The following is a 13577-nucleotide window of genomic DNA, read 5'->3' as shown; positions in this document are numbered from 1 at the left end:
GTATATAGCCTATAAAGCAAAACAAAAACAAAGATGGCAGCAATTAAACCAGCTGAAGTATCAGCAATTTTAAAGCAACAATTAACAAATTTTGAAGCAACAGCTACTTTAAACGAAGTAGGAACCGTTTTACAAGTAGGTGACGGTATTGCTCGTGTATTTGGATTATCGAATGTACAATATGGAGAATTAGTTGAATTTGACAACGGATTAGAAGGTATTGTATTAAATTTAGAAGAAGACAATGCAGGGGTAGTATTATTAGGTGCCTCTACAGACGTAAAAGAAGGTTCTACGGTAAAACGTACAAAAAGAATTGCTTCTTTAAGAGCGGGTGAAGGTATTGTTGGTCGTGTTGTAGACACTTTAGGACAACCTATAGATGGTAAAGGACCTATTGAAGGTGAAACCTACGAAATGCCTCTAGAACGTAAGGCTCCTGGAGTTATTTATCGTGAACCAGTAACAGAACCCTTACAAACAGGTATCAAATCTATTGATGCTATGATTCCGGTTGGTCGTGGACAACGTGAGCTAATTATTGGTGACCGTCAAACAGGTAAATCTACCGTTGCCATTGACACCATTCTAAATCAAAAAGAATTTTACGATGCTGGTCAACCAGTATATTGTATCTACGTAGCTGTAGGTCAAAAAGCTTCTACAGTAGCTGCTATAGCAAACATGTTAGAAGAAAAAGGAGCCTTAGCATACACCACTATTGTTGCTGCAAATGCCTCTGACCCAGCTCCTATGCAAGTATATGCTCCTTTTGCTGGAGCCGCTATTGGAGAGTTTTTTAGAGACACAGGTAGACCTGCTTTAATTATTTATGATGATTTATCAAAACAAGCTGTTGCCTATAGAGAGGTTTCTTTATTATTAAGAAGACCTCCAGGACGTGAGGCTTATCCTGGTGACGTATTTTATTTACACTCAAGATTATTAGAACGCGCTGCAAAAGTGATTAACGATGATGCTATTGCCGCTGAAATGAATGATTTACCTGAAGCCTTAAAGGGCAAAGTAAAAGGTGGAGGTTCATTAACAGCATTACCTATTATCGAAACACAAGCGGGTGACGTATCTGCTTATATTCCTACCAATGTTATTTCAATTACAGATGGTCAAATATTTTTAGAGTCCGATTTATTTAACTCTGGGGTTCGTCCTGCAATTAACGTAGGTATTTCGGTATCACGTGTAGGAGGAAATGCTCAAATTAAATCGATGAAAAAAGTATCTGGGACTTTAAAACTAGACCAAGCTCAATATCGTGAATTAGAAGCTTTTGCTAAATTTGGATCTGATTTAGATGCTGCTACAATGAATGTAATTGAAAAAGGGAAACGAAACGTTGAAATTTTAAAACAAGCACAAAACGACCCATTTACTGTAGAAGACCAAATTGCTATTATTTATGCTGGATCGAAAAACTTGTTAAAAGAAGTACCTGTAGAAAAGGTTAAAGAGTTTGAAAAAGACTATATAGCCTATTTAAATGCAAAACATAGAGATTCATTAGATACTTTAAAATCAGGTAAATTAACTGACGAAGTAATCGATGTTTTAACAGATGCTGCTAAAGAAATTTCAGCAAAATTTTCAGCTTAATAAAAGACTTCTATATTGAGTATTAAGGGTAAATTTATTCTTAATACTCAATATTAAATAGTAAATACTACAAAGTATGGCAAACTTAAAAGAAATACGTAACAGAATTACCTCAATTAAGTCAACTATGCAAATTACCAGTGCCATGAAAATGGTATCGGCTGCAAAGTTGAAAAAAGCCCAAGATGCTATTACGGCAATGCGTCCTTATTCATCTAAGCTTACTCAACTGTTACAAAGTTTAAGTGCAACATTAGATGCTGATGCTGGAGGCGTTTATTCAACTCAAAGAGAGGTGAAAAAAGTATTATTAGTTGTTATTACTTCTAATCGAGGTTTATGTGGTGGCTTTAATTCATCTATTATTAAAGAAACTATAAAAACAATTAATGAAAAATACGCAAACTCATCTGTAGATTTATTAACTATCGGAAAAAAAGGAAACGATATCTTATCAAAAAGCTACACGGTTATTGAAAACAATAATAGTGTTTTTGACAACCTCTCTTTTGATTCCGTTGCTGTAATTGCTGAAAAATTAATGGGTATTTATGCCGATGAAAAATATGACAAAATAGAATTGATTTATAATCAATTTAAAAATGCGGCAACTCAAACACCTATGGTAGAACAATTTTTGCCTATTAAACCTGTAGAAAGCGACACCTCAGTAAACTTAGATTATATTTTTGAGCCTTCTAAAGAAAAAATTGTATTAGAATTGATTCCTAAATCATTAAAAATGCAATTATACAAATCTATTAGAGATAGTTTTGCTTCTGAACATGGTGCGCGTATGACTGCTATGCATAAAGCAACCGATAATGCAACCGAGTTGCGTGACGAATTATTATTAACTTATAATAAAGCTCGTCAAGCAGCTATTACTAACGAAATTTTAGAAATTGTTGGTGGTGCAGAAGCATTAAACAACTAAAACAATTACTTATCAAGTAAAAACTGAGCGCAAGTTTTAGCTATTACATCTTTTATAGATTCAAATGTAAAACTTGCTTCTTTTTTTATTTTTTCTGACGAATAATACGACTTTGAGTGCGATGATTCTGATGAATTTTTAGTTAGTAATGGTTCTTTACCTGTAACTTTAGATATTACCCAACTTAATCTCCAAAAAAGAGCAGTTACAATTTTCCCTATTTTTATGTGTGGGCGTTTTTTATCTAAACCATCAGCAATGGCAAACATAACTTCTTTAAACGATTTGTTTTCAGAAACTAAAATAAATCGCTCATTTTTAACAGAAGACTCCATTAACAAAACCATTGCTTTAACTACATCATAAACCCCAACAAACCCCGTAACACCTTTAGTATAAAAATTAAAACCATTATAAATTTGAGTAAAAATTTGTCCTGAACCAGTATTCCAAAAACCTCCTCCTAAAATAACTCCTGGATTTACAACTACCACATCAACCCCCTCTTGACTGGCTCGCCAAACTTCCATTTCTGCCCCATATTTGGTAATGGCATAATCATTATTTTCTTCATTCCACTCATTTTCTTCTGTTATGGGTTCTTTTTTTACATTATCACCTAAAGTAGCTATTGAACTTACAAAACATAATTTTTTAACTTTAGCGTCTATCGAAAAGTTTACAATATTTGCTGTGCCTTCAATATTTATCAAACGCATTTTTTCATAGTTGCTTGAACTAAAAGATATTAACGCTGCACAATGGTACACTTCACAAACATCTTTAAATACTGGGTATAATGAAGAAATATCGGTAATGTCAGCTTTAACCCATTCTATTTTAGCATACTGTTTTTGTACATCAGAAGTATAATACGAAAAAATTGTTTTTACATATTCACGCTTTTTCTCTGTTCTGTATATTGCCCTAACTTTATTGTTTTTTAACGTTAGATAACATAATAAATGCGACCCCACTAATCCTGTTGCTCCAGTAACTAAAATCATACAGCTAATTTAGTTTTTTTTGTTCTATAAACTTATCTTTGTGCCTTTAAAAAAACAAAAAAATGACCAAAAATTTAGTTTCAGAACTGCGTTGGCGAGGTATGATTCATGATATAATGCCAGGAACCGAAGAACAATTACAAAACGAACCAACATCGGTTTATATTGGTTTTGACCCTACATCAGATTCTTTACACATAGGTAGTTTAGTACCTATTATTTTATTGGTGCATATAGAAAGAGCAGGGCATCGACCAATTGCTTTAGTCGGCGGAGCAACAGGTATGATTGGAGACCCGTCAGGAAAATCAGACGAACGAAACTTATTAAATGAAGAAACGTTAGCCAAAAATGTTGCGGGAATTAAAAAAACCTTAGCTCGGTTTTTAAATTTTGATAATCCTGCCAAAAACGCACCTCTTTTAGTTAACAATTACGATTGGATGAAAGACTTTTCTTTTATCAATTTTGCTCGTGATGTAGGTAAACGTATTACCGTTAATTATATGATGGCAAAAGATTCTGTAAAAAAAAGAATTTCAGGCGAAGGTGGTGGCGGAATGAGTTTTACTGAATTTACCTACCAACTTATTCAAGGATACGATTTTTATCATCTCTACAAAACCTACAATTGCAAATTGCAAATGGGCGGTTCTGACCAATGGGGAAATATTACAACAGGTACCGAACTAGTTCGTAGAATGACTACCGAACAAGACGCTAAAGCGTTTGCTGCTACCTGCCCATTAATTACCAAAGCCGACGGTTCTAAATTTGGAAAATCAGAAGGCGGTAACATATGGTTAGATGCCGATAAAACATCGGTTTATAAATTTTATCAATTTTGGGTAAACACTTCTGATGAAGATGCTGAAAAATATATAAAGATATTTACATTTTTAGATCAAAAAACTATAGAGTCGTTAATTGCTGAACACAACACAGCCCCCCACCTAAGAATATTGCAAAAAAAATTAGCTGAAGAAATCACCACTTTTGTTCACTCAAAAAAAGAATTAGAAAAAGCCATTATTGCCTCTAATATTTTATTTGGAAAATCAACTGCTAACGATTTAAAAGTATTAGATGAACAAACCTTTTTAGAAGTGTTTAACGGTGTTCCGCAAGCAGAGATTTTAACCCAAGATATAGCAAATGGTTTATCTATGATTGATGCTCTTGCTACAAAAACCAACTTTTTAAAATCAAATGGAGAGGCGCGTAGAGCATTAAAAGAAAATGCGATATCGGTTAATAAAGAAAAGGTAAAAGAAGATTTTATAATCACTTCTAACGACCTTATCGCTAACAATTATGTATTATTGCAACGAGGCAAAAAAAATTATTTTTTGTTAAAAGTAGCATAAATAGCATTTTACACCCTATTAAAAAAGGCATCACTTAACACCGATGCCTTTTATTTTTAAATATTCTTAGATCTATTTATAACAGCAACGAATATTAAAATCACTATTTTCTTCCAAAATCAGCGGGTATTTCGCCCCAAGCTTTGGTTTCCCATTTTAAAATAGGGTTTTTAAAGGTATTTTCTTGCAACCATTTTTCGGCACGCTTAATAATAGCTAACAACTCACTATTTTCAGCGTCAAACTTAAGAGTTGTTTTACAATGCCTTTTTTTCACCCAACTTATCGCGGTTTTAGAATCAGAATAAATGGGGAAATCAGGTAAATTTTTACGCTTTAACAAGGCTATACCGTGTACCAATGCCAAAAATTCACCAATATTATTAGTGCCTTTTTTAAAAGGGCCTTCAATAAAAATCTGCTTTTTTGTATCTGTTAAAACCCCTCTATATTCTAATAGTCCAGGATTTCCTGAGCAAGCCGCATCTACCGATAAACTTTTTAAAATAGGTTTGCCATATTTTTCTTTTGCCGCTAACGATAATAATTTACTAGCTGATTTTCTATAGTCAGCATAATTCTTGCTATAGGCCACAAGTGCTTCATCTTTAGTATTAAACGACTTATATTGAGCTCCTTTAAAATTTTCTATTTGTTTTTTACAGTCTTCCCAACTCGTGAAAACCCCTGTCTTTACGCCCCTCCAAACCACATAATATTTTTGTTTTTTCCTAGTCATTTTGCCCAATAACGTCTTCAATTATTTTAGGAAAAAACGTGTATTCTAATTTGTGTACTTTATCCGCAATGTCTTCAGGTGTATCTTCTGCAGAAACCTCCGTTTTTGCTTGAAAAATAATAGCTCCCTCATCATATTGCTCATTAACATAATGAATGGTAATTCCTGTTTCACGTTCATTATTTTCTTTTACCGCCTTATGTACATGCATACCATACATACCTTTACCTCCATATTTTGGCAACAATGCAGGATGAATATTAATTATTTTATTAGGAAAAGCAGCTACAATTCTTGACGGTATTTTCCATAAAAATCCTGCAAGAATAATATAATCAGCTTCTTGTTTTAAAAATTGAAGTACTGTATCTTCTACTGTAAGACTTTTTTTATCGAAAAGAGTTGCAGGCACTTGTAAGCGTTCACAACGCTCAAAAACTTTGGCATGTTCATTGTTAGACAGCACATGTGTAACTGCAGCAGTTTTGGTGGTTTGAAAGTACTGGATAATATTTTCTGCATTAGTACCAGACCCAGAAGCAAAAATAACTAGACGTTTCATACTCGCTAAATTCTATTGTAAGTGCAAAAAAAAGAATAAATATTAACAAATAAGGATATCTATTATAAAAGATTAAACATTTTTTTTTATTTTAGGTGTCACATTTTCGGGGAAAAATTAGTTAGAATTGATAAAAATGGTATTTTTGCCCCGATTTAAATTTTAAAATTAGAAGATTATGTCAGACATTGCATCAAGAGTAAAAGCTATAATCGTTGACAAATTAGGTGTTGACGATAACGAAGTAACTAACGAAGCAAGCTTCACTAACGATTTAGGAGCAGATTCTTTAGATACCGTTGAACTAATTATGGAATTCGAAAAAGAATTTGATATTCAAATCCCAGACGATCAAGCTGAAAATATTGGAACAGTTGGTCAAGCTATTAGTTATATAGAAGAGGCAAAAAAGTAATATTTATATGCGATTAAAACGAGTTGTAGTAACTGGACTTGGTGCATTAACACCAATTGGCAATAACGTTGAAGATTATTGGAATGGTTTAATTAATGGCGTTAGCGGTGCAGCACCGATAACTTATTTTGATGCATCCAAGTTCAAAACTCGTTTTGCATGTGAATTGAAAGATTTTGAACCTACCGATTTTATCCACAGAAAAGAGGTGCGTAAAATGGATAGGTTTGCCCAATATGCAATGGTTGCCTCTGATGAAGCTATTGCAAATGCCAAACTAGATTTAGACACCATAAATAAATTCAAGGTTGGCGTTATTTGGGGTGCGGGTATTGGTGGATTAGAAACTTTTCAAAACGAAGTATTAAACTTTGCAGAAGGTGACGGAACGCCTAGATTCAATCCATTTTTCATCCCTAAAATGATTGCAGATATTGCCCCAGGCAACATCTCTATTAAATATGGGTTTATGGGCCCCAACTACACTACCGTATCTGCTTGCGCATCATCGGCAAATGCTTTAATTGATGCCCTTAATTATATTCGTTTAGGACATTGCGATGTAATTGTTACAGGTGGTAGTGAAGCTGCAGTTACTATTGCAGGTATTGGCGGATTTAACGCCCTACAGGCATTATCTACTCGAAATGATAGCCCTAAAACTGCATCAAGACCTTTTGATGCAGAACGTGACGGCTTTGTTCTTGGAGAAGGTGCTGGTGCTATTGTTTTAGAAGAATACGAACATGCAAAAGCACGTGGAGCTAAAATTTATGCTGAAGTGCTTGGTGGAGGATTATCATCAGATGCTTACCACATGACAGCTCCACATCCAGATGGTATTGGAGTTGTAGCAGTAATGAAAAACTGCCTTGAAGACGCTGGTTTAAAACCTGAAGATATAGATCACATTAACACTCATGGAACTTCTACTCCTTTAGGTGATGTAGCCGAATTAAAAGCCATTTCAAAAGTATTTGGCGACCATGCTAAAAACATTAATATTAACTCTACAAAGTCAATGACAGGTCACTTATTAGGTGCTGCTGGAGCAATTGAAGCTATTGCCTCTATTTTAGCAATAGAAAATGGCATTATTCCTCCAACAATTAACCATACCGTTGTAGATGAAAATATTAATCCAGAATTAAATTTAACATTTAACAAGGCTCAAAAACGAAATATCAATGTTGCTATGAGTAACACCTTTGGTTTTGGCGGTCATAATGCTTGTGTAGCATTTAAAAAAATAGAATAATTTAATGTATGAGTTTTCTTCGTAGAATAGTAAAACCACAATCAAAAAAAGACGAAGAATTTTACTACCAGTTAAAAGAACTGCTTAATTTTAAGCCTATAACACTTAGCCTTTATAAAAAGGCATTCATTCATCGTTCTTTAAAAAAGGTTGACACCAAAGGAAACCCCATAAATTACGAACGGTTAGAATTTTTAGGCGACGCCATGCTTGGAGCCGTTATTGCTTCCTATTTATTTAAAAAAATACCTCAAGGCAGTGAAGGCGACTTAACCCAAATGCGATCTAAAATAGTAAGTCGCGAACATTTAAATGAGTTAGGTAAAGAATTGAATTTACTACAATATGTAAAAAGTAATGTTTTAAAAGAACATATTGGCAATAATATTTACGGTAATATATTTGAAGCTCTTGTGGGTGCCATTTATTTAGACAGAGGTTATAATTATTGTAAGCAATTTATTTACGACAACCTTATTAAACCATATGTAGATATAGAGCGTTTAGAGGGTAAAATTACAAGTTACAAAGGGTTAATTATTGAATGGTGTCAAAAGAAAAAAAGAACTTATCAGTTCGAAACCTACGAAGATACTGGCAACCAAAACAAAAAACATTTTAGCGTAAAAATTAGCATTGATGGCCAGCAAATAGCCAAAGGCAGAGCAACTTCTAAAAAGAAAGCAGAAGAAATGGCCGCAAAACGCACCTATTACGCATTGCAAAATCAAATAGAAAACTCATAGTTAAGGTAACGTTTTCGTTAATTTTACAGAAAAATACCAATACAATGCGTAATTTAGCCTGAATTAATTTTGTGTTATTTATGCCAGTATACACTTTAGAAATAGATGAGTTTTCAAATAATGATTACACCTTAATAGGGGTGCATACTGCTATAAAAGATTATAAATTTACCTACCTGTTAAATCAACAATTAAACGTTAAATTTTCTCGAGCCAGTAAAGACTTAGATTTTGAAAACAAAAATAATAATGCTTTTTTTGCACTTTACGAGTATCAAGATAAAAAACTAGATACACACTGGCACCTATTATCAAATGTGCACAAAGCTGTTTTTAAACCTACAGATTCTAGTTTATTTGAAGAAAATACCATAACCACATATTTAATTCCTGAAAAAAAGAAGGTAGATTATTTTATTAAAATCGAAGGAAATTACAGCGAACAATACATAGCCGAATCGGTAGAAAAAATAAATAAAATAGCACAGATAATTACTGCATATACAATTGACATTAACACCTTAAAATCGAAAGATTTTTTAATTTTTTAACTATGCCAAATAACAAAAAAACTAAAATAGTAGCCACTTTAGGACCAGCCACGAACACGAAAGAGATTATACAAAAAATGGCGGCGACTGGAGTAAATGTTTTCAGAATAAACTTTTCGCACGCAGATTATGACATTGTTAAACAACGCATTAAACAAATACGCGAAATCAACAAAGAAAATGGTTATAATTTAGCTATTTTGGCAGATTTACAAGGACCAAAATTACGGGTAGGTTTTATGGAAGAAAATGTTGAGTTGCAAGCTGGCGATACATTTATTTTTACAACAGAAGAGTGTGTAGGCACAAAAGAAAAAGCCTATATGACTTATCAACGTTTTCCAAAAGATGTAAAACCTGGAGAAAACATTTTGGTTGATGATGGTAAATTAATGTTTCAAGTTATTGCCACAGATAAAAATAAAGAAGTAAAAACCAAAGTTATTGTTGGCGGTGTTTTAAAATCTAAAAAAGGGGTGAATTTACCCAACACAAACATATCGCTACCCGCATTAACAGAAAAAGACAAAAAAGACGCTATTTTTGCCTTAGAACAAGAGGTGGATTGGATAGCGCTTTCGTTTGTTAGAAACCCTGAAGATTTACGAATGCTTCGCGATTTAATAGCGCAAAAATCTACTTACCGAGTTCCTGTAATTGCTAAAATAGAAAAACCTGAAGCCGTAGAAAGTATTGATGCCTTAATTCCATATTGTGATGGATTAATGGTTGCTCGAGGTGATTTAGGTGTTGAAATACCTATGCAAGAAGTACCTCTAATTCAAAAAATGTTAGTACAAAAAGCTAAATTAGCTAGAATTCCAATAATCATTGCTACCCAAATGATGGAAACGATGATTGAAAATTCAGTGCCAACTAGAGCCGAAGTAAATGATGTGGCTAACTCTATTATGGATGGTGCTGATGCAGTAATGTTATCAGGTGAAACTTCAGTTGGTAAACATCCTATAGAAGTAATAAAAAAAATGACTGAAATTATTAGAAGCGTAGAATACTCTCCTTTAATTAAAGTACCCGTTAAACCACCTCACATACGCACAAATCGATTTATATCCAAATCGGTATGTCATCATGCCGCTCAAATGGCCGACGACATAAAAGCTACTGCTATTTCTACCTTAACCAATAGTGGCTATACCGCATTTCAAATTTCTGCTTGGCGACCCAAATCGCATGTATTAGCTTTTTCATCTGAAAAAAGAATTTTAGGAAAATTAAATTTACTTTGGGGAGTTCGTGCTTTTTATTACGACCGAGAAGTAAGTACAGACGATACCGTTGCTGATATTAACAAAATGGCTAAAAACAAAGGTTTTGTAAAAACTGGCGATTATATGATTAATTTAACATCAATGCCCGTTAAAGAAAAAGGAATGGTTAATACTTTGCGAATTTCAGAAATAGACTAAATGTAAAACAACTATAAATCAATTTTATAACTTAACTGTTATATTCTTAATTTAAAACTAAAAAAACAAAGGTATTTTTAGCAAAAGTTGTATTTTTGTCCGAATTAAAACTTTACAAGTAACGTATTGAATTATATATGGACAAATTTTCATTTTTAAATGCCGCACATACTGGTTTTATTGGAGATTTATACGAAAAATATCAAAAAAACCCTGACTCAATAGAGCCCAGTTGGAGAAGTTTTTTCCAAGGTTACGATTTAGCTAATGAAAATTATTCACTAACAGATGATGGTTTTGACGAAACATCGGTTAAAATTCCAGAAGAAGTTCGTAAAGAATTTTTAGTAATCGATTTAATTAATGGTTACCGTACACGTGGACATTTGTTTACAAAAACCAATCCTGTTCGTGATAGACGAAAGTACTCTCCTACACTTGATATTGAAAACTTCGGATTAAATAAAAACGATTTATCTACTGTTTTTAGTGCTGGTGAAATTTTAGGCATCGGTCCAAAAAAATTATCCGAAATAATTACCCACCTTACCGAAATTTATTGCGATAGTATTGGTATAGAATATATGTACCTGCGTAATCCAGAAGAGCTTAAATGGTGGCAAAATCGATTAAATAAAAACGACAACCATCCAAGTTACAGCTTAGATGCAAAAAAATATATTTTAACCAAATTAAATCAAGCAGCCACTTTTGAAGGTTTTTTGCAGACAAAATATGTAGGGCAAAAACGATTTTCGTTAGAAGGAGGTGAAACTCTTATTCCGGGAATTAGTGTAGCACTTCGTAACGCTGCCGAATTATATGATGTTGAAGAGTGTGTAATAGGAATGGCGCACCGAGGGCGATTAAACACCTTAGTAAACATATTTAAAAAACCTGTTCGCGAATTATTTAGCGAGTTTGAAGGTAAAGATTTTGAAGACCAATCTATAGACGGTGATGTAAAATATCACTTAGGTTTAACACTTAGCAAAACCTACAAAGACGGACAAAACATGAAAATGAATTTGGTGCCTAATCCGTCACACTTAGAAACTGTTGATGCTGTTGCAGAAGGTATTGTTAGAGCCAAAATAGATTTAGAATACAGCGGAAACAACAACAAAATTCTTCCTATCGTTGTACATGGCGATGCGGCAATTGCTGGTCAAGGTATTGTATATGAAGTAATACAAATGGCGCAATTAAACGGCTATAAAACTGGCGGAACCATTCATGTTGTAGTTAATAATCAAATAGGTTTTACAACCAATTATCTAGATGCTCGTTCTAGCACCTATTGTACCGATGTTGCAAAAGTTACCCTTTCGCCCGTCTTACATGTAAATGCCGATGATGCAGAAGCGGTATGCCATGCTATGGAAATGGCATTAGAATTTAGAATGAAATTTAAACGTGATGTTTTTATTGATTTACTAGGCTATAGAAAATATGGTCATAACGAAGGAGACGAACCTCGTTTTACCCAACCTAAGCTATATAAGGCCATTTCTAAGCATAAAAATGCCAAAGAAATTTATGCCACTAAATTAATTGAAGAAGGAAGTATATCTCAAGATTACATAAAAGAAATTACAGACGAATATAAAGAATACTTAGAAGCAGAATTTACCGAATCTAAGAAAAAAACTACCTCTACTATTCATGAGTTTATGCCAAATGTATGGAAAAACTTTGTGCGTAAGCAACTAGAAGATATGCTAAAACCAGTAGACACAACCTACGATATAAAAGCATTAAAAAATATTGCAAAAATTGTTTCTACTGTACCTGAAGGCGTAAAATTTGTTCGTAAAGCAGAACGTATTTTAAAAGGACGTGCCACAATGGTTTTTGAAACTAATCAATTAGACTGGGGAACAGCAGAAACCTTAGCCTATGGCACCCTGTTAGAAGAAGGATATAATGTGCGAATTTCTGGTGAAGATGTAGAAAGAGGAACCTTTTCACATCGTCACGCTATTTTACGTGATGAAGTTTCAGAAGAAAGAGTTAACCTTTTAAATACCAACAAAAAAAATAAAGGTGTAATGACCATATACAACTCACTTTTATCCGAATACGGAGTGTTAGGTTTTGATTATGGTTACGCTATGGCTTCTCCAAACACCCTAACGATTTGGGAAGCCCAATTTGGTGATTTTGCCAATGGTGCTCAAATTATATTTGACCAATATATAACCTCTGCCGAAGATAAATGGAAATTGCAAAACGGATTAGTCGTATTACTTCCTCATGGGTATGAAGGTCAAGGGCCTGAGCACTCATCGGCAAGAATAGAACGTTTTTTACAACAATGTGGTATTGATAATATGACTGTTGCAAACTGTTCAAATCCTGCAAACATGTATCACTTATTGCGCAGACAAGTAAAACGCGATTTTAGAAAGCCTCTGATTGTATTTACACCCAAAAGTTTACTACGCCATCCAAAAGCAGTAAACACTATTGAAGAATTAGCCCAAGGAGGTTTTCAAGAAATAATTGATGACACTATTAATCCTGATAAGGTAAAAAAAGTGGTGTTATGCATGGGAAAATTTTATTACGATTTGCTAGCTGAACGCGAAAAATTAAATCGTGATGACGTAGCCCTTATTCGAATTGAGCAGTTATTTCCATTGCACACCAAAAAAATTAGTGCTGTACTCAAAAAATATAAAAATGCACAACGATATGTTTGGGCACAAGAAGAGCCTAAAAACATGGGGGCGTGGAGTTATATGTTAGAGCGATTTGATTTGGTAAAATTAGAATGTGCCTCAAGAGAATATCACTCTGCTCCTGCTGCAGGTTCGAGTACTCGTTTTAAACAACGACATCAAAAAGTAATAAATCAAGTATTTGATTAAAATAAGTAATTTTGTTACTCGATTTCTATAAAAGTCGTGTAACAAAATAAAAACCAATATAATACTAAAAAGCATTTA

General features: G+C 33.6%; 12 protein-coding genes. 9 read left to right on the top strand and 3 right to left on the bottom strand.

The window, feature by feature from the left end; translation table 11 throughout:
* Positions 1-33: 33 nt before the first annotated feature.
* Both atpA and atpG read left to right on the top strand, forming a co-directional pair.
* Positions 34-1614 carry a F0F1 ATP synthase subunit alpha gene (gene atpA, locus AB2B44_RS06715; protein ID WP_369048805.1) on the top strand — a complete coding sequence of 527 codons (1581 nt, stop codon included), beginning with the start codon at positions 34-36 and terminating at the stop codon, positions 1612-1614.
* Positions 1615-1690: 76 nt separating this feature from the next.
* Positions 1691-2551: an ATP synthase F1 subunit gamma gene (gene atpG / locus AB2B44_RS06710; protein ID WP_369048804.1), complete on the top strand. Its 861-nt coding sequence runs from the start codon at positions 1691-1693 to the stop codon at positions 2549-2551.
* 5 nt (positions 2552-2556) lie between these two features.
* Here atpG and AB2B44_RS06705 read toward each other — a convergent pair whose 3' ends face one another.
* Positions 2557-3558 carry an NAD-dependent epimerase/dehydratase family protein gene (locus tag AB2B44_RS06705; RefSeq protein ID WP_369048803.1) on the bottom strand — a complete coding sequence of 334 codons (1002 nt, stop codon included), beginning with the start codon at positions 3556-3558 and terminating at the stop codon, positions 2557-2559.
* Between the two features lie 62 nt (positions 3559-3620).
* On the opposite strand from AB2B44_RS06705, the gene tyrS reads away from it, so the two are divergent.
* Complete coding sequence (gene tyrS / locus AB2B44_RS06700; protein WP_369048802.1) at positions 3621-4925, top strand: tyrosine--tRNA ligase; 1305 nt, start codon at positions 3621-3623, stop codon at positions 4923-4925.
* Positions 4926-5028: 103 nt separating this feature from the next.
* On the opposite strand, the gene AB2B44_RS06695 is transcribed toward tyrS, so the two are convergent.
* Positions 5029-5664 (bottom strand): viroplasmin family protein, encoded by a 636-nt coding sequence (locus AB2B44_RS06695; RefSeq protein WP_369048801.1) that lies wholly within the window; start codon positions 5662-5664, stop codon positions 5029-5031.
* Positions 5657-6226: a phosphoribosylglycinamide formyltransferase gene (locus AB2B44_RS06690; protein WP_369048800.1), complete on the bottom strand. Its 570-nt coding sequence runs from the start codon at positions 6224-6226 to the stop codon at positions 5657-5659. The genes AB2B44_RS06695 and AB2B44_RS06690 overlap by 8 nt, the downstream gene beginning before the upstream one ends.
* 178 nt (positions 6227-6404) lie before the next feature.
* Here AB2B44_RS06690 and AB2B44_RS06685 point away from each other — a divergent pair, with 178 nt between their 5' ends.
* From AB2B44_RS06685 to AB2B44_RS06660, 6 genes are all read left to right on the top strand, one after another.
* Positions 6405-6641, top strand: a complete 237-nt coding sequence (locus tag AB2B44_RS06685) for an acyl carrier protein (RefSeq protein WP_320419046.1) — start codon at positions 6405-6407, stop codon at positions 6639-6641.
* Between the two features lie 7 nt (positions 6642-6648).
* Positions 6649-7899: a beta-ketoacyl-ACP synthase II gene (gene fabF, locus AB2B44_RS06680; protein ID WP_369048799.1), complete on the top strand. Its 1251-nt coding sequence runs from the start codon at positions 6649-6651 to the stop codon at positions 7897-7899.
* A gap of 8 nt (positions 7900-7907) precedes the next feature.
* On the top strand, positions 7908-8645 hold the full coding sequence (gene rnc / locus AB2B44_RS06675) for a ribonuclease III (protein WP_369048798.1): 738 nt from the start codon (positions 7908-7910) through the stop codon (positions 8643-8645).
* Positions 8646-8725: 80 nt separating this feature from the next.
* Positions 8726-9196, top strand: a complete 471-nt coding sequence (locus AB2B44_RS06670) for an IPExxxVDY family protein (RefSeq protein WP_369048797.1) — start codon at positions 8726-8728, stop codon at positions 9194-9196.
* 2 nt (positions 9197-9198) lie between these two features.
* Positions 9199-10626, top strand: a complete 1428-nt coding sequence (gene pyk / locus AB2B44_RS06665) for a pyruvate kinase (protein ID WP_369048796.1) — start codon at positions 9199-9201, stop codon at positions 10624-10626.
* A gap of 137 nt (positions 10627-10763) precedes the next feature.
* Positions 10764-13499 (top strand): 2-oxoglutarate dehydrogenase E1 component, encoded by a 2736-nt coding sequence (locus AB2B44_RS06660; RefSeq protein ID WP_369048795.1) that lies wholly within the window; start codon positions 10764-10766, stop codon positions 13497-13499.
* The last annotated feature ends 78 nt before the right edge of the window (positions 13500-13577 follow it).

The sequence above is a fragment of the Tenacibaculum sp. UWU-22 genome (genome assembly GCF_041021355.1).
Taxonomy (GTDB): Bacteria; Bacteroidota; Bacteroidia; order Flavobacteriales; family Flavobacteriaceae; genus Polaribacter.
This window is presented reverse-complemented; position numbering and strand designations above follow the sequence as displayed.